Raw genomic sequence first — 17697 nt, forward strand, 5'->3', positions numbered from 1 at the left:
ACTAATGAGCAAAATGATTACATTCAAAAAGGGCTTCCACTAAAAGATACTTTAGCAAAAGCCGTCTTTATTTTCCTGAAAATTTTACTTAGCCAGCAATGGCTTCCCATCCTGATCAACCAGTACCGTAACACCATTACCAGTGCCTCCCTGAGAGACCACTAAATATTGGACACCAGTTTTGTGGTCGACAATGATATCAACGTTTTGTGCCGTCCCGACTAATTCATCAGCAGTAACTTCAAATCGGTTGGGTCGTTTTTCTTTTCCAAACATGAACATTTCCTTCCTATGCTAAGTTTGTTAAGTTCTTTACTTATTTTTCATTATCCAACTTAGCACAAGAATTGGCAAACTAACAATTCGATCGACAAAATTCACAGTTTGCAGTTAGCGAGTTGCAAGCAATATTAACCATCAGCCCCAACCAACCTTTGATAAACTCTCGTGGTCAGCCAGTAAACCAACAAGTAGCAAGTCGTCAAGAACACCGTTGTTCCAATGCTGACTTCTATGAAAATGCCAAGATTATACATTGAGAACAGTGTCAGCAAACTTCTTACAGCCGGAAACGCAAACCCCAAGTTAATAACCGCACCAAAAATCGGCAACATAAATACCATTAGAACTTGGCTGTGAATGGCCCGCCGACTCTCAGATCGACTGAGTCCAACCTGTTGCATCGTTTCAAACCGTTTGGCATCAGCCATTCCTTCAGATACCTGCTTGTAATAAATGATGAGGGCTGTCGCAAAACTCATCGTTAAACAAATTAAGATCCCAACAAACAAGAACCCGCCAAAAATCGATTTAAACGTTGATTGTTGAAATGTCTTCACAGAAAACTCGGCATTTTTAAGATGAAATTGTTGTTGCATCGCTGTTGCAAATGCGTTGCGGTTTTTTAAGGAACCAGTTAAATTAAACCCGTTAACGTATAGCCAGGGTTGCGGATTAATCCGCCTTGCAACACGTTGATTAGCCGTTACAATAAAAACCATCTGAAAAATCGTATGCTCATAATTGACTGCCATTTTAAAGTCGCTAAGTGGTTGTGCCTGATAACGATGGTGATTTAAGATTATCCTTTTGCTTTGATAACGACCATTAGGTGTGTATACCAAAACCTGATTGGATTTGAGTTTCTGATGAGTATCCTGAATTCGGTTATAATCAGCAACCGTAATGGTTGAGAGTTGGTGAGTCGTTTTACCAACATTAACTTTTTTAAATCGGTTGGTAGTGAGTTGGCCATACTGAGGCAGTGTCATCCGGTAATGGCCTGGTGTCTTGATGCGAACATGGTGTTGAACTGCCAACTTTGCAGTTTGCGATTTGACCGATTGAGTTTCCGGTCGCGTGGTCACCGTCATAATGTCATACGGATTCCAAAGCTTAATTAGTTGTTGTTCACCAACGAATAAACTGATTGTGGCAATCATCGTTACCAAAATTGACGTACATAATAAGCAAATGGATGCCAAACCGGCACCATTCTGTTTCATTCTAAATAGCATCCCGGAAACCGAAATAAAGTGATTCGGTTGATAGTAAAAGTTAGCTTTAGCACGCAAAAATTTTAATAAAATGATGCTGACAGCAATAAAAATCAAGTAAACACCAATCACAACCAATCCCACCGCCAGCATGAAGCGAATAATTGAATCAGCAGTTGGTTTGGTGGTTGAAGCAAGCCAATAGCCGGCTGCTAGTAAAATCATCCCTAAGGCACCACTTAACCAGCGACTCTTTGGTTCTCGTTCTCCCTTTTCGGCTTGACGCCAAAGATCAATCGGCTTCACCTGCCGTAACTTTGCAAAGTCATAAAGTAACAATGCCATATAAGTTAGACCAAAAATGATGCCAACAATCATCACTGTCCCCACAGAAAAGCGATCGGTCAATCGATCATCGGCTAACAACTTCTTCAACATCAAAAAGGCTAATTTGATAAAAGTAACGCCCATGATCAATCCGATTACCGAACTAATCACGAAGAGGCAGCTATTTTCAAAAAGCAAGATCAACCGCAAATCACGTCTGGTTAATCCCAACATGTTAAACAAACCAAGTTCCCGATTTCGTTGACGCATAATAAAGCCGTTGGCATAAAACGTAAAAATAACGGCAATCATTACCACAAATACCAGCCCTAAGATGACAATGTCTTCAATAATTGATCCATTTGGACTCACTCGAAGGCTATGATTGTTAAGCAGGCTCCAAAAAATATAATTAATGGCAATTAAAACCGAACTGGCCAAAATAAACAAACCGTTTTCTCGTTGATGGTGCGTTAAACTATGAAAAGCCAATTTCCAGTGAATCATGATGATGCCTCCTCACCAGTCCCGGCCAACGCGGTTAGACTATCAGAAATTTTTTTCAGATAAACTTTCTTGGATTGTTGTCCGCGAAATAATTCATGAAAAATCACACCATCTTTAATAAATAAGACCCGTTTTGAGTAACTGGCCGTCACGGCACTGTGAGTCACCATCAGAATGGTTTGGCCGGTATCATTAACTTGGTCAAATTCATCCAGTAAACTGGCCGCATTGTGTGAATCCAGAGCACCGGTCGGTTCATCAGCTAAAACTAATTTAGGCTGAGTAATTAATGCTCTGGCCGCAGCAACACGTTGGCGCTGACCACCTGAAATCTCAGAAGGGTATCGATCCAAGAGATCCGTAATCTCTAATTGACGAGCAATGGGCGCCAGTCGACTAGCCATCTCAGCAACTGATTTTTTAGCCAGTACCAACGGCAAATAAATATTATCTCGATTATTAAAGGTATCCAGTAGGTTGAAATTTTGAAACACAAATCCCAACTGCTCTCTTCGAAACCGAGCGGCATCCTGTTCCTTTAGTTGATTCAAATCCTGATTATCAAGCTGAATCACGCCACTGGTTGCTTTATCCAACGTGGCAATAATATTGAGCAACGTTGTCTTGCCGGCACCGGATTCCCCCATGATGGCAACATAATCCCCCTGATCAACCTCAAATGAAATATCCTTCAATGCTTCAACTCGCTGCTTGCCCGATGAAAACACCCGTCGGACATGTTCCAACTTTAACAGTGCCACAAGAATCAGCTCCTTTCATCTATTCAAGTCCATTGTAAAAGGCTGCCAACGCCCCTACCAGTTACGGTAACGTTAGCAACCTTACAATTTGTTATAAAGTTTTGATATGAGCTGATTGAAATATAATTGTAGCAGTCGTCCCCTCTTTCAAGGTCGAACTAATGGTCATTTTTTCGCCCAATTGGTTAATAACTTGCTTGGAAATGTAAAGGCCCATGCCGGTAGCCGCTTGTTGTTGTCGACCATTATGCCCGGTAAAACCAGGTTCAAACACCCGTGGCAAATCTTCTGAAGCAATTCCGATACCATGATCCCGAATCATTAATCGGTGACCATCCCATAAAATCTCAAGACTGCTGTTAGAAGTTGAATACTTCAACGCGTTGAACACTAATTGTTTAATAACAAACCTCAACCACTTTTTATCAGTAAGGACCTGAGCCCGATGGAAACTTAGCTTAGGTGTGATCCCTTTATTAATAAAGAAAATTGAATATTCTTGGATAATTGGCGTCACAATTTGCTCAACGGAAAGCCATTTGAACGCCAAATCGTGGTGAAAGTCCGCCAGACGTTCATAATTTAACAGCAATTCCAGCTGGTGGTTGATGAACTGGAGTTGTTGTTGCAAGTCATTACTGGGAACCTGTGCCTGATTTTCAGCCAGTAGTTGAAGTGCTGTCAAAGGAAGCTTGATTTCATGACTCCAAAGTTTCAGATAATCCGTTTTTTTGCGCAGCTGATTTTGCAGCCTTTGCTGTTCATTGGCGTACTGCGCTTGTTCTTTAACCAAATATTGCCAGTAATAGCCCATTAGCGGACCATGTGGCTTTGGTGGTAAACGCTGTTCCATGAAAGATGTCTCAAAGTTCTTCATTAATTGGTATTGAGTGATCAATCGATAACCTACCACCACTGCCAAAGGAATCCAGGTAAAGCGAACAAGATCGATTGCTACCTGATTTGACACGCCATATAACGCGCATAGTCCCCAAAACATTAGGGTGAGACCAACATATCCAAAAATCAGTGGCAGTTGATTCTCTATCAAAATTTTCCAGTGCGCCTTAATTTTCATTAGCACTCACCAGTCGATAGCCGTGTCCCCGTTCCGTAACAAGCTGATTTCTTAAGCCAACCTGTTCAAGCTTATCGCGCAGCCGACTAATATTAACGTTGAGTACATCGGCCTCAATAAATTGGCCACCCTGCCAAATTTGCTGCATTAGTTGCGTTTTGGTCACCGTTTTGCCGGCATTTAAAAATAATAACTTTAAAATGATGCCTTCTGTTGGCGTCAATTTAACAGCCTTTCCCTGATAAGTCAGCTCATTAGTTAACACATTCAACCGATAGTCTTCAAAATTCAGTGCCGAAAGTGATTGCATCGTTTTCTGAGTTCGTCGAAGGACCGCCTGAACCTTGGAAACTAAAACGTTTAGTGAAAACGGCTTGACGAGATAGTCATCTGCACCGGTAGCGATCGCCCGCACTGCGTTTGGGTCCATTTCGGCTGCTGAAACAAAAATAATTGGTACCTCAGAAACCTGCCGCAATTTGCCGGTCCAATAAAAACCGTCAAACGTAGGCAGTGTAATGTCCATGATGACAATATTTGGCTGCCAATCTTGAATTTCTTCAACGACTCGATCCCAGTCAGTTACCGTTTTAGCCAAATATCGCCATTTTTGAAACTCTTTAATCATTTCTTTGGTAATCGCCAAATCATCTTCAACAATGAAAACCTTCGTCATCCAACTTCCCTCCAAACAATCCACCGATTGATCTGCAGTACAATTTCAAACTTACATTATCATTTATTGTAAGCCCCGCAAATCAAAAACAAAAGGAAGTACAGACAACCTGAGATTTCTAACTTACTTGCCTTGCTTGATTAACCTGGTGATCGCTAACTTGAAGTGCCGGCCGCTTTTGATCCATGACACCGAAGTAACTAAGTGTGACATCTTCGTAAGTCACGATTATTTGGTAGAACCCACTTAAAGTTCTATATTTGTCAACCGGATGAGGCAATTTCATTAAGAACTCTGCAAGCGGTATACACAAAATTTATTTAATGATAAACTACTATATATCAGCAAAAACACTGTTCGGTTGGTAGTCCGGACACGGTGAATTCAAACGCCGTCAGTATCCTTCCTCTCGGGTCGTCCAGTTGATAATCATTATTAAGGGAGGGCTAACAATGATGAATATTGTTAGTGGAACGTTAACTGTAACTTTTGATCCACCCTTTTACAAGGGAATTTTCGAATGTCATTTTGCCAGGAAATATCAAGTGGCTCAAATTACTTTTGGTCCTTCAGAGCCAACCACTCGTCAGATCGAAAGTTTTCTGCTGCACCGTTGGAAATCCTTGAGCTTTTTTGAGACTAGTCAAGAGGCATTAAAGTCGATTAAAAAAGTCAACCCTAAACGACTTCAGCGACTTGCCAGCAAAAATATCCAAGCAACAGGGATTGGTACCAAGGCACAACGAGCACTTAACCGGCAACACGAGGCCCGAAAACAGTCCCATCAACAACACTGCAAGATGCTAAAGGATCAACATAAACAGTTAATTTACCAGAAAAAGCGTCAGAAACACTTGGAAAAACACAAAGGACACTAGATGTTAAAAAGGAGCCTGTCTTCGATTGACAAGCTCCTTTTGCCTTACCTAATTTTCTAATCATTACTTTTTGAAAAAAGAGTATTTGGCATGATCAACAGTAAGCAGTAAACCAAAGGACGTCTTCTAATGAGGGCGTCCTTTTTGATACAGTTGGAGCATCAATTAAATTGGAGATGATGCTTCATGGCTAAAGAAATTGTGGCAGTTCCAACGGAAAAGATTCAGTCAGCCACCACGTCTGAGATTGCTTGCCGAATAACTACCCCGACAAAACTGGAAATTGAAATCTATAATGAAATTCAACCCACCATTTTAGAAACTGTTTTGAAAGGATTGACGGAGCATGACTAAGTTAATGGACTTTCGTCAGTTAAAACAAGTTTACTTGGTCTGTGGTAAAACCGATTTACGGAAAGGAATTGATGGATTAGCGACCATCGTTCAGGAACAATTTGAACTAGATCCCTTTTCACCGGCCCTGTTTTTATTTTGTGGCACACGGAGAGATCGATTTAAGGCAATTTTTTGGGAAGGTGACGGTTTCGTTTTATTGTATAAACGATACGAATCAGGTCATCTTCAATGGCCACGCAGCGCATCGGAGGTCCGCCAACTCACCCATCAGCAATTAGAATGGTTATTGACGGGCTTAGCGATTGAGCCGTCGGTTCATCGCGTTAAACCAGGCGCCATTTATTAACGCAACCATTCCGTTAACTTTGGTAGAAGGTATTTTCATTCACCCAAAATTATGATATTCTCATTGAGAATTATAAAAAAGGTGGTGAAATTCATGACTCCCCAAGAACAGGCAGCTTTCGATAAACTAAAGGCCGAAAATGAACGCTTAAAATTTGAGGTTGAACGATTAAATGAACAACTTAAGAGCGTGCTGCGAAAATTATATGGGCCATCCAGTGAGCAATCGCCGACTTCGGCAACCGGGCAGACTTCGTTATTTAATGATGAGACCGGTGTTTTCCCACAACCAGAGTCAACTGGAAAACAAATCAAGTCGGGAAACTTACGTCAAACGAAAAGGTCAAGTTCGCAAACGAAAATCACGCGGCCACTCCCCAGCGAAAAAACGATCGTCCCATTAAAAGAGACCGTTTGCGACCGGTGTGGTGAAACCTATCATATTTTTAAGAAACAGGTTGGCCGAAAATTAGAGTATCGGCCAGCTTCGGTTTACATACGAAAAATCTATCGAGAAGTCGGTAAGTGCCAACACTGTTCAGCTGATGAAACTTTTGATGGGGATAAATTAGTCAACGCCCCGATGCCAGCGCCATTAATTACCCGAAGTTTGGCGAGTGCCAGCTTAGTCGCCGCGATTGTGGCGGACAAGTATGAACTAGCCTTACCTTTGGATCGGCAGCGCTCCCGGTTAGCCGAATTAGGGTTACAGGTTAGTGAGCCCACCATCTGTCACTGGGTCATTAAAAGTGCTGAGCAGCTGACCAAGTTGTCCGACTATTTATTGGTTAAGTTGAAAGCCCGCGACCACTTGCATGGTGATGAAACGCCGATTCAAGTCTTACGCGAGCCCGGAAAAAAGGCCACGAGTAAGTCCTATTTATGGGAACTTCGTTCGATTGATCAGGATCCGCAGCCCATCATCTACTTCGCTTACGCTGCCTCACGTCAGGGGGCAGTTGCCGAAAAGGTTTATGATGGGTTTACGGGAACCCTGGTGTGCGATGGTTACAGCGGGTACAATCAATTGGCTCAATCAGTCACCCGTTCCGGCTGCTGGGCACACGTGCGGCGTAAATTCTGGGAAGCGGCCCACGGTGTGGCAAGCCAGTGCAGCCAAAGCCGGCGCTTTGTGACCATCATTGATCGCCTTTTTCGGTTAGAGCGTCAACTTAGTGAATTGACCGCTGAACAACGGTTGATTAAGCGTCAGCAATTGGCCGCCCCGATTTTGGCAGAATTTTGGCACTTAATTGATCAAACTACCGCCATTCCCAAATCGAAGTTAGGTAAAGCCATTGCGTACGCCATTCATCAACGCGCAGCATTGGCGGTCCCTTTAACCGATCCCCAAGTGGCCATTAGTAATAATCTGGCGGAGCGAAGTATTAAACATACCGTCATTGGTCGCAAGAATTGGCTGTTTAGTACCAGTCAAGCTGGGGCCAAAGCCAATGCCGTTTTTCTAAGCCTGTTTGAAACAGCGAAGGCCAACGGATTAAATTTTCGCCAATATCTAACCTACTTGTTTGAAAAACTGCCACAGTTAGGAGAATTTCCAACATGCCAGCAACTGGAGGCTTATTTACCATGGCATCCAGCTGTCCAACAATCCTGCACTGACTAAAACTAAAATAGGCGCCGGTCTCGAAAAGTTTAACAGAGACCGGCGCCTATTTTAAATACGTCGTTATATTAACTGCTTACGATCAACATTCCCAAAGTTAAAATCAAAATAGCCAAATAGATCAATGTTGGTAATCCCAAGCTAGTTTGATTAAATGGCAATAACGGCGCCCCATTCAAATAAAGATAAAAGAAGACTACCATCAGTAGCTGAACCGGACGTTTACTAGCCGTTAGTCGCCCCAATAGCTGCGCTAAAACTGGTAATTGAAGGGTCCAAATTAGTAAAGCCAACAGCGTCATTAATGTCGGGGCCTTAATCAAGGCTGGTAACGCTAAGGCGATTGACAACAGGCTGCCAGTCAGTAATTCCCGGACGGTCTGGCGGCGATGACCATGGGGAAAAGTTTGCAACCACTGATAAACACCGTTTTGCACTTCCCCCGCTCCCAGCTCGGCAAATAAAGGCATCGCCATTAAAAAGATTAACGGAAAGGCTAACTGGCCCAAGCCCTGATACGAGGTCAACCAATTCCATAACCAGATCAACAGGATCATCAACAGCCAATAATTGGTCACACTACCGGCTAACAGCCGAAAGGACAAATAAAATTGGGATTGGCTAAAGCCTTTCAAACCGCTAACCGGTAAATGAACTTCCCAAGACGTCAGTTTTAGGGGCGTGGTCGGTCGCCGTTCTAAAAGCAGTCCCGCCACATACACCAGCCCACAACTGATAAGAACCAAAAGCCCCATATCTAACAAATCAGTTCCGGTTAAGCGTAACGGTGGGAAAACCAGATTTTGATGACCCGTATACTGGGTTGAGGTACTGGCCCCGATAATCTTCAATAAGGTTAAGGGGTGGCCGGAAGATTGCATGACCGCCTGTTTAATATTAGTGATCAAATAATCGGTTCCTGATATATTAAAAACATGCTGGAGTGGACTAGGCGCTTGTTGAAAATTGGCATCTGAAGCGTACAGCAAGACTAACAAGATGATGACCGCTGCCGTGCCGATTCGCCCCCACAATCCCGACAACGTTTCAGTGACTAGGGTTAACGCTGAGACAAAGATGATGCCTGGCAATAAAATGAAGAACGGCAGCAAGAATTGAACCAGATTAAACCCATTACCTTGATATTTAACCAACGTGCCAATCAGAGAAAAAATCAACACAATGCCCCAGAAAATCAACATCAAGCAGAGGTTACTGAAAAACTTGCCCGTGATATATTTGAAGCGGGCAAAGCGAGAGGTTAGAAATAAGGTCATGGTGCCGTTATCCCGATCCAGATGAATGGCGTTACGTAAGAAAGCTGCTCCAATCAAGGGTAGAAAAAAGCCCATCATAAAGGCCACACTGATGGCCGACCAGCTGGCATTATTAGCTTGGGCGTAAGTCGCCGGATTTATGATGATGGCCCGCATGACATTGGAGCCGTTAGGAATCATTAACACAACAGAGAAAATTAAGCCGATACATAAAGCCACAAAGGACATATGACGGCTTTTTTCACGAAAGGTCGCTTGAAAACTGGTTTTCACGACCGAATCACCCCTTTAAGGAGCCATAGGTAAGCTTCTTCCAGATTGGGCGTCACTGATTGGGCTTGCGGTTGCGGTGGTCGCTGGCTGATCTCACGAATTCAAATGCTATCCGGGCGCTATACCAAGGACGTCGTCGGCTGGTCCAACTGTTTCACCATCGCTGGCGAGGTCCAGTCCGCTGATGTTGGGTATTCCCAGACGTCCCCGACACTGCGCTGAATCAATTCACCGGGGGGTTCCCTGATACAGAAAGTGACCGGATTGAAGTACCAAAATTTGGCCAGCGATGGCTTCAATATCAGAGACGATGTGGGTTGAAAGCAATACTAAATGGTCATTTGCCAACTCAGCCAGTAGATTTCTCAAAGTGACCCGTTCTTCCGGATCCAAGCCGGTTGAGGGTTCATCGGCAATAATAATTTGTGGATCATTTAGTAAAGTTGCCGCAATGCCAACTCGCTGACGCATACCACCGGAAAAATCTTTTAGTCGTTTGTTAGCCGTCCCGTTCAAATGCAAGCTTTCTAAAAGGGATTGACTTTGTTCGAGTGCTTGTTGAGGTCGCATGCCTTTCATGCCGGCAATGTAGTTTAAATATTCCATCGCCGTTAAATTAGGAAAATAGGGCACTTGTTGCGGCAAATACCCCCGAAACTTTTCGCATGGCTTCCGGATGTGAAATTAAGCTGGTGCCGTTAACCAAGACGTCACCCTGGGTTGGCTTTTGTAAAGTGGTTAAAATTTTTAATAAAGTGGTCTTTCCAGCCCCATCGGGACCAAGCAGCCCAATCAAGCCACCAGAGTGTAACTCAGCATTTAGCCCGGAAAAGATCGTTGTTTCACCATAACTCATGCTTAGATTTTGAATCGATAAATCTATTTTTATCCACCGCCCATTTGGTTAATTTTAAACTGGATTAATCAAGAAATTATACTATTACCGTATACGCCATTCATTTATTCGTCAAATATACTTTTGGCATATTAAAACTTATAGATTTGGTTTAGTTTTCTTAAAAACTTTAAACAGAAAAAAACTACCCCAATCATTAACTCGATCAGAGTAGCCTCAACTATACTTTTAATTTTTCTTGCAAAGCTTCCGTTAAAACCTCACTAAAATTAATTCCCCGTTTTTTTGCCTCATCAGCAAGTGCAACCGGAATTGTAACATTCTTATGGACAGTTCTTTTTTTCATTTGTTTCAGCTTTTCCTTCATATTGACGCCCACTAAGCTGACTACTGAGTCAGGATGCAGTGCCTGAACTTTCTTTATATCTGAAGGTTTAGGATATATTGGATAATCCGGTAAAGCAACAGCAATTGCATCGGGTGCTTCTTTCATTGCTTCTTTCAGCGTTCTCCCCTGCGAAACAGTATCAGGAATATCAGGAAAAGTTACCGTGTAAAAGCCATCATTATTCGTATTATCAAAAACAGCTGGATAAACCACATAATCTGGATTTTTCATTTTAATTTGGAGTGCATTGCTTAAACTATTTAAGACCTGCTTGTTTCAAAATTGAATTATAAGTTCCGGGTGCAACAACTGCCTTCTTGCTCGCAAACGGAATTGTAACTTTGTGACCATTCTCATCCATAAATCTATGATGATCACCCGATTGTCGATTAGAAACTTCATGAAAGCCATTTTTCTTTAATAATTTTAGCACCTCAGATACTCTAACTTGAGACACTCCCTATCCTCCTTCCTGATTTTATTATACACTCGAGTGTACTGATTATCGATACAGACGACTGTATTCGAAATAGTTTTGATTTCTCCCTTCACTTAATATATACGACTTTGTTCAATGGTTTTTTCTTTAAAATAAAATAGGGGCACTGCCGTTAGCCAACGCTATCAACAGTGTCCCTATTAATTTAGGCCATCACTAACCTATTCATAAAGATCCGCCAACTTCTTTTGAACTTCGGGATGCGCCAAAAATTCATCATAAGTTGTCTCCGCTTTATCAATCAACCCATTGTTAGATACTTCAATGATATGGTTAGCAATTGTTTGAATAAACTCGTGGTCATGTGACGTGAAGATCACCGCACCTGGGAACCCAACCAAACCCTCGTTTAGCGACGTAATTGATTCCAAGTCCAAATGATTCGTTGGGTCATCCAACAACAGCGTATTACCCTTCTCCAGCATCATTTTGGACAACATGCAACGCACTTTTTCACCACCGGAAAGCACTTGAACCTTCTTATCAACCGCATCCCCAGAAAAGAGCATTCGACCCAAGAACTGGCGCAAGAAAGCATCGTCATCGCTACCTTTAGGTGCATACTGCCGCAACCAATCAATGATTCGTAAGTCATTGTTGTTAAACTCAGCCGCAAAATCTTTCGGCATTGAGGACATCCTAACCGTCTGGCCCCAAGTGATTTCACCAGCATCCGGCTGCATGGTTCCTGCTAAAATTTGCATCAAGGTTGTGGTAACCAAGTCGTTGCGGCTGACAAAAGCCGTTTTGTCGCCTGGTCGCAGTGTAAACGTCACATTATCCAAAATTTTCACGCCATCCAAACTCTTGGAAAGCTTGTCCACTCGTAATAAATCATTACCCAGTGGACGTTCCTGTTCAAATTTAATAAACGGGTATCTCCGAGATGACGGCTTAATGTCATCCAACGTAATCTTCTCCAATTGCTTCTTTCTGGAAGTTGCCTGTTTAGACTTGGAGGCATTTGCACTAAATCTAGCGATAAAGTCTTGAAGTTCCTTGACCTTTTCAGCCTTTTTGGCATTTGAATCAGCTTTCATTTTGGTAGCCAACTGACTGGACTGCAGCCAAAAATCGTAGTTGCCAATATACATTCTAATTTCGCCAAAATCAACATCGCACATCATCGTACAAGTTTGGTTCAGAAAATGCCGATCATGGGAAACGATAATTGTAATCTTAGGATAATCAGCCAAAAAGTTTTCCAACCATTCAATCGTATAAACGTCCAGCCCGTTAGTCGGCTCGTCCAGCAGTAAAATATCTGGTTCACCAAATAGTGCTCGGGCTAACAATACCTTCACCTTCTGGCCTTCCGTCAATTCACTCATTAGCTGTTCATGCAACCCCTCTGGAATTTCCAAAGATTGTAATAGTTGCGATGCATCGGCTTCAGCGTTCCAGCCATCCATTTCAGCAAATTCTGCTTCAAGATTAGCCGCTTTAATCCCATCTTCATCAGAAAAATCAGCTTTAGCGTAAAGGGCATCTTTTTCCTGCATGACATCTGATAAATGTTGATAGCCTTGAATCACCGTCTGCATCACCGTTTGATTTTCAAAGCCGTAATGATCTTGACTCAAGCTGGAAATTCGTTCATTTTTATCAACGTGAATTTCACCGGTACTTGGTGATAGTTTTCCCTCCAACAACTTAAGAAAAGTTGATTTGCCGGCTCCATTTGCGCCAATCACACCATAACAATTGCCTGGTGTAAATTTTAAATTGACGTTCTCATACAGCTTTTTCCCTGAGAGCTGTAATCCCATCTCTGAAATTGTAATCATTAAAGTGTATTCCTCGCGTTTCAATTCGTTAAAAACAAAGAGGCTGCGGCAAATTCACTTGTCTCAGCCTCTAACATCTGTTACTAAATCTATCATAGATATAGCGAATTAGCAATAGCGTCGAGTTGGCTGACGCCTTAGCATCCGGGTGTTAACCGCTTGGCTCCGCTCACTACTTAGGACAGCTGCGCCAAACAGCACCACTCCATATAAGGGATCGATTGAAAAAATCCAAGACCAGGATTTCCCCAATCGACGCCTTATATTCCAGGTGCTAACCGCTTGGCTCCGCTCACTTTCTCTTAGGACAACTCCCAAAAGCAACACCACTCCTGCTAAGAGATCAATCTGAAAAATCCAAACCCAGGATTTCCCAGATTGACGTCTTAGCATCCGGGTGTTAACCGCTTTTGTCCGTTCACTTTTTATTTAATCTCTCCCAATTTATTTGCCCACTCGACTTTGATATCGTCATCGGTAATGATCAGTTTCGTGATCGCACCATTCGCGATTGGGACCCCCGTGTCCAGATCCGGCGCATAACGATCGACAATCGAGCGAATCGTCATGCCATGGGAAACGATCAAAATCTGTTGGCCATCTTCCGTATTTTGACGAATCTTATCAAAGCCAAAGTTCAGGCGTTCCCAAAACATCGCGTTATTTTCGGCATTGTTATAAAGATCAGCCCGATGAATTAAATCTCGGGCCCGCTCCAAACCAAAGTCTTTCAAGACTTCTTTTTCAGACGTTTTTTGGACTTGAGCACCCACAAACTGCCACATTTGATTAAGGTCATTGCCTTCAAAATAGCCGTGGAACTGCTCCCGTAATTCTGGGTATTGATAGCTGACGATGTTCATATTATGAGGATTGGCCCGCAAAATCAGCCGAGCCGTATCAATTGCTCTTCCCGAGTCACTGGAAAAGGCAGCGTTAAAGTTAACCCCTTTAAGCCGTTCACCAGCATTTTTAGCATCTCGAATCCCTTTTTCAGTAAGCGGTGAATCAATCCATCCCTGAACCTTATTATATAAATTCATATAAGTCTGCCCATGGCGGACAAGATATGCTGTGACTTTTTTCACGAGAATCAGCCTCATTTCGTATTTTATCAAAACTGTGTACGATTTAAGTATAACGAATCACCAGAAAAGAATCATCAAAAAGCCATCATTTTTCGCTAATCAATAATGATCATGCCAACTATTTAATTAACTAGTAAAGCATAATTACATGATTATATTGATTTTTATTGTTATACTATTAATAAATAGTTAACTGTTTTCGAAAAATAAGCACTTTGCTTAAATATCTACAGTTACAACGATGAAAGGAGCCACTGATGTGACTTATTTACTAAAATTTTCACCGTGGCAGCAAGCACTTTTGGCCACCCTTTTTACCTGGGGTGTCACTGCACTGGGCGCCACGTTTGTTTTCGGCTTTAAAACCATTCGTGACAGCGCGTTGGCAATCATGTATGGCTTTGCGGCTGGCGTCATGATTGCAGCCTCGTTTTGGTCGCTGCTGGATCCAGCCATTGAGTTGGCCAGAGAATTGGACAAAGTGCCATGGTTAGTCGTTTCAAGTGGCTTTATCCTCGGTGGCCTTCTCCTATACTTGGCCGACAAAGCGATCCCACTACTTCAGATTAACCAGCAAGCAAAGCACCAACCATCTCGCAAAGTCAAACAGACCATTCTCTTGGTTTTTTCAATTACTCTGCATAACATCCCGGAAGGTTTGGCCGTCGGCGTGGCTTTTGGTGCCATTCAGGCAGCCAGCGGCACCCAGCACCTCAACATGCTTCTGGCGGCCGTCACCGTGGCGATTGGCATTGGTTTGCAAAACTTTCCCGAAGGCGCCGCGGTGGCCATTCCATTGCGTCAAAACGGGATGAGTCGGACTAAGGCTTTTTTCTATGGTCAAGCAAGTGGGATGGTCGAACCCGTCGCCGGGATCCTTGGTGCTTTGCTGGTCACCTACGTTAATCAGATTCTGCCATACGCCTTGGCATTCGCGGCCGGTGCCATGATCTATGTCGCTTGCAAGGAATTGATCCCAGAAGCCCACGCCCGAACCAAAGCAGAATCCCACTGGGCAATCTTAGGAATTATGGCTGGCTTTACGCTAATGATGGTTTTGGACGTTGCACTGGGATAACCCTAATTTTCAATTTAAATGAAAAAGTATCATTGCTTTATTTTCAGTTATGATCGGCTTAGAATGCCTTTGAAATCCACAAGGAGGTGTTTCAAATGTTAATGACTAACCATTCATCCAAGCCGTTGGAAGTCGTGTATGACATTGCGATGGTGCTGGCCATCCTTTTTGGCATCACATTTGCCCTGTTTTTGATCACATCAGTTATTTGCTTGCTATTATTATTTATCCCAGCTGTCCATTCATTTGTGAATCAAACATTGAATGGTGCCGGCATCTCTAATCCCGTCATCTGGGAAATTCTTTTGTTCTGGCTATACGTTGTGATTTTGCTTGGCATGCGGTTTCTAATGATCTTCGGCCTATTTAAACTATCAGGAAATCTACGATCAAAGGCCATCTTCAGTCAGGAAAATTGGGCTGATTTTAAACTCATTCTGGTTTCTTACAGCATCTATGCCATCGTTCAATATATTGGATCAGTCATGAATCAAATTTTTCACTTTACTAACGGTGGTACGGCCAATAGCCCAACCATTCCAATCCTTATATGGCTAATCCTTTACACGGTCTATCTAATTTTCAAGTCTAACCAAGAACCCACTGAGCCTTCAGCTTAGTTACAAGTTACAAGTTACAGGTAACAAGTAACAAGTCATTCAAAAAATTGAGCTACGATTTCCCAAGGCAAGGAAACCGTAGCTCAATTTAGGACAGCTCCTTCAAATCCACTGCGTCTAAGGGATCATTCTGAAAAATTCAGGATTTCCCAGAATGACGCCTTAGTCTTCGTAGATTAACCGCTTGAATCCTCTCACTGTTCTTAGGACAGCTCCTCCCAGCAAACTCCTACATGTAAGGGATCAATTGGCAAAATCCAAAACAGGATTTTCCCAATTGACGCCTTACACTCCGGAGTCTAACCGCTGGGATCCGCTCACTGTTTTTTTAATGATGTGGATATTGATGACCAATCTCGTAAACCATTTCAGGTTCTTGACTGAGCCGAGTGTTTCGATTCAAGTCATCTACTTGTTTCATTTCGTCAGCACTTAGTTCAAAATCATAAATATCGGCGTTTTGCTTAATTCGCTGTGGATGAACCGACTTGGGGATAAAGGCGTCACCGCGCTGCAAATGCCAACGCAAAATGACCTGAGCAGCCGATTTACCGTGGGCCTTGGCTAATTTCACCAGTACCGGATCATCGAAGGCCTTGCCGCGTCCCAGTGGTGCCCAAGCCTGAGTGACAATTTGATTTTCCCGATTAAAATCAATCATCGCTGGCTGGGCTAAGTAAGGATGAACTTCCAGTTGATTAACCACCGGCATTTCATTGGCTTTGGTTGCTAAGTATTGAAGGTGCAGCATGCCATAATTACTCGTGCCAATCGACTTTACCAATCCCTGTTCCTTCAATTTTTCAAAGGCCCGCCAAGTTTCAAAAAAGTGGGTATGAATCGGCCAGTGAACCAGCAGCAAATCAACATAATCCAATTGCAGCTTTTTTAATGACGTCTCAAACGAGGCCATGACCTGATCATAGCCCTGATTTTCTTCAGCAATTTTAGTGGTAATAAACACGTCATCCCGGTTAACGTTTAATTCCTTGATCGCCTTACCAACTGCCGCTTCATTTCCATACATTTGAGCGGTATCAAATAACCGATAGCCATCATCATAAGCTGACTTCACCGACTGAATCAGTTGGGCTTCATCGGTCATTTTATAAACGCCCAACCCCTGAATCGGCATTTGATTACCATCAGCCAACTTCACTCTCGAATCAATTCTCTTTGTTGTCATCAAATTCCTCCGTTTTACTTTAATTTTTTAATCACTCTGGCGGGATTACCACCAATTAACACGTTATCACCAAACGACTTGGTGACAACCGCGCCGGCGGCAATGATCACATTATTGCCAAGCGTGACATTGGGGGTGATCACGACACTGCCACCCGCCCATAGGTTATCACCAATCGTAACACTGCCTGGGTATTCAACGCCCCGATTACGCTCGCCAACATCAAAAGCGTGGTCAACCGTGTAAATCTGGCAATTTGGCCCCAGTAGACAATTATCGCCAATTGTAATTGAGCCGACATCAATAAATGTACAGCCGTAATTGGCAAAGAAATTATCGCCCACCGTAATACTGTATCCATAATCACATTGAAAAGGGGCCATCACATTAAAGTTTTTACCAGTCCTTTTAAAGACGTTGCTCAAAATTTTCATGGCCTCATCCGGCGTTTCCTTGGATAGCTCATTAAATTCATTGATCCGTTTTCGGGTTTTCCAACGATCCGCTGATAGTTCTTTATCAACGTTAACATATTTCATTCCCGCCAACATTTTTTGCTTTTCGGTCATTGCCATTTAATCAATTCCTCCATC

Annotated in this window: 21 protein-coding genes; 6 read left to right on the top strand and 15 right to left on the bottom strand. The window is 42.8% G+C overall.

Features of this window, described 5'->3' with window-relative positions:
- Positions 1–84 precede the first annotated feature (84 nt).
- The 6 genes from ED605_RS00495 to ED605_RS14520 all read right to left on the bottom strand — a co-directional run bounded on the left by ED605_RS00495 (position 85) and on the right by ED605_RS14520 (position 5131).
- Positions 85–276, bottom strand: a complete 192-nt coding sequence (locus ED605_RS00495; RefSeq protein ID WP_121976984.1) for a DUF6440 family protein — start codon at positions 274–276, stop codon at positions 85–87.
- A 134-nt stretch (positions 277–410) separates the two neighbouring features.
- Positions 411–2330 carry an FtsX-like permease family protein gene (locus tag ED605_RS00500; protein WP_121976985.1) on the bottom strand — a complete coding sequence of 640 codons (1920 nt, stop codon included), beginning with the start codon at positions 2328–2330 and terminating at the stop codon, positions 411–413.
- Positions 2327–3091, bottom strand: a complete 765-nt coding sequence (locus ED605_RS00505; RefSeq protein WP_121976986.1) for an ABC transporter ATP-binding protein — start codon at positions 3089–3091, stop codon at positions 2327–2329. The genes ED605_RS00500 and ED605_RS00505 overlap by 4 nt, the downstream gene beginning before the upstream one ends.
- 91 nt (positions 3092–3182) lie before the next feature.
- Positions 3183–4169, bottom strand: coding sequence for a sensor histidine kinase (locus tag ED605_RS00510; RefSeq protein ID WP_121976987.1), 987 nt, complete (start codon positions 4167–4169; stop codon positions 3183–3185).
- Positions 4159–4845: a response regulator transcription factor gene (locus tag ED605_RS00515; RefSeq protein WP_121976988.1), complete on the bottom strand. Its 687-nt coding sequence runs from the start codon at positions 4843–4845 to the stop codon at positions 4159–4161. Before ED605_RS00515 ends, ED605_RS00510 begins: the two co-directional genes overlap by 11 nt.
- Positions 4846–4963: 118 nt before the next feature.
- Positions 4964–5131 carry a hypothetical protein gene (locus ED605_RS14520; protein WP_162919712.1) on the bottom strand — a complete coding sequence of 56 codons (168 nt, stop codon included), beginning with the start codon at positions 5129–5131 and terminating at the stop codon, positions 4964–4966.
- A gap of 166 nt (positions 5132–5297) precedes the next feature.
- Here ED605_RS14520 and ED605_RS00520 point away from each other — a divergent pair, with 166 nt between their 5' ends.
- The 4 genes from ED605_RS00520 (at position 5298) to tnpC (ending at position 8052) form a co-directional block, all read left to right on the top strand.
- The gene (locus tag ED605_RS00520) at positions 5298–5723 is read left to right on the top strand and encodes a YjdF family protein (protein WP_225419005.1); all 426 of its coding nucleotides are present in this window, start codon (positions 5298–5300) and stop codon (positions 5721–5723) included.
- 186 nt (positions 5724–5909) lie between these two features.
- Positions 5910–6077: a hypothetical protein gene (locus ED605_RS14525; RefSeq protein WP_162919713.1), complete on the top strand. Its 168-nt coding sequence runs from the start codon at positions 5910–5912 to the stop codon at positions 6075–6077.
- Entirely contained in the window at positions 6070–6426 is a 357-nt protein-coding gene (tnpB, locus tag ED605_RS00525; RefSeq protein ID WP_121976989.1) for an IS66 family insertion sequence element accessory protein TnpB, read from the top strand. Before ED605_RS14525 ends, tnpB begins: the two co-directional genes overlap by 8 nt.
- Before the next feature lie 93 nt (positions 6427–6519).
- Positions 6520–8052 (top strand): IS66 family transposase, encoded by a 1533-nt coding sequence (gene tnpC, locus ED605_RS00530; RefSeq protein WP_162919714.1) that lies wholly within the window; start codon positions 6520–6522, stop codon positions 8050–8052.
- A gap of 68 nt (positions 8053–8120) precedes the next feature.
- On the opposite strand, the gene ED605_RS00535 is transcribed toward tnpC, so the two are convergent.
- The 7 genes from ED605_RS00535 to ED605_RS00560 form a co-directional block, all read right to left on the bottom strand.
- Positions 8121–9602 (bottom strand): ABC transporter permease, encoded by a 1482-nt coding sequence (locus tag ED605_RS00535; protein ID WP_121976991.1) that lies wholly within the window; start codon positions 9600–9602, stop codon positions 8121–8123.
- Between the two features lie 228 nt (positions 9603–9830).
- Complete coding sequence (locus ED605_RS00540; protein ID WP_263852918.1) at positions 9831–10247, bottom strand: ATP-binding cassette domain-containing protein; 417 nt, start codon at positions 10245–10247, stop codon at positions 9831–9833.
- Positions 10219–10458, bottom strand: coding sequence for an ATP-binding cassette domain-containing protein (locus ED605_RS14830; RefSeq protein WP_263852919.1), 240 nt, complete (start codon positions 10456–10458; stop codon positions 10219–10221). The genes ED605_RS00540 and ED605_RS14830 overlap by 29 nt, the downstream gene beginning before the upstream one ends.
- A 220-nt stretch (positions 10459–10678) precedes the next feature.
- Complete coding sequence (locus ED605_RS00545; protein ID WP_121976992.1) at positions 10679–11077, bottom strand: type II toxin-antitoxin system CcdA family antitoxin; 399 nt, start codon at positions 11075–11077, stop codon at positions 10679–10681.
- A gap of 25 nt (positions 11078–11102) precedes the next feature.
- The gene (locus ED605_RS00550) at positions 11103–11303 is read right to left on the bottom strand and encodes a type II toxin-antitoxin system HicA family toxin (protein WP_121976993.1); all 201 of its coding nucleotides are present in this window, start codon (positions 11301–11303) and stop codon (positions 11103–11105) included.
- A gap of 203 nt (positions 11304–11506) precedes the next feature.
- A complete protein-coding gene (locus ED605_RS00555) occupies positions 11507–13132 on the bottom strand; it encodes an ABC-F family ATP-binding cassette domain-containing protein (RefSeq protein ID WP_121976994.1) in 1626 nt (541 codons plus the stop codon).
- 425 nt (positions 13133–13557) lie between these two features.
- Positions 13558–14235 (bottom strand): histidine phosphatase family protein, encoded by a 678-nt coding sequence (locus ED605_RS00560; protein WP_121976995.1) that lies wholly within the window; start codon positions 14233–14235, stop codon positions 13558–13560.
- A gap of 226 nt (positions 14236–14461) precedes the next feature.
- On the opposite strand from ED605_RS00560, the gene ED605_RS00565 reads away from it, so the two are divergent.
- A complete protein-coding gene (locus ED605_RS00565; RefSeq protein WP_191981322.1) occupies positions 14462–15298 on the top strand; it encodes a ZIP family metal transporter in 837 nt (278 codons plus the stop codon).
- A gap of 95 nt (positions 15299–15393) precedes the next feature.
- Entirely contained in the window at positions 15394–15918 is a 525-nt protein-coding gene (locus tag ED605_RS00570; RefSeq protein WP_121976997.1) for a hypothetical protein, read from the top strand.
- 328 nt (positions 15919–16246) lie between these two features.
- On the opposite strand, the gene ED605_RS00575 is transcribed toward ED605_RS00570, so the two are convergent.
- Both ED605_RS00575 and ED605_RS00580 read right to left on the bottom strand, forming a co-directional pair.
- Complete coding sequence (locus ED605_RS00575) at positions 16247–17104, bottom strand: aldo/keto reductase (protein WP_121976998.1); 858 nt, start codon at positions 17102–17104, stop codon at positions 16247–16249.
- A 14-nt stretch (positions 17105–17118) separates the two neighbouring features.
- Positions 17119–17679, bottom strand: a complete 561-nt coding sequence (locus ED605_RS00580; RefSeq protein WP_121976999.1) for a sugar O-acetyltransferase — start codon at positions 17677–17679, stop codon at positions 17119–17121.
- Positions 17680–17697: the final 18 nt, after the last annotated feature.

The sequence above is a fragment of the Lentilactobacillus raoultii genome (assembly GCF_900411375.1).
In the GTDB taxonomy this organism is placed as follows: domain Bacteria; phylum Bacillota; class Bacilli; order Lactobacillales; family Lactobacillaceae; genus Lentilactobacillus; species Lentilactobacillus raoultii.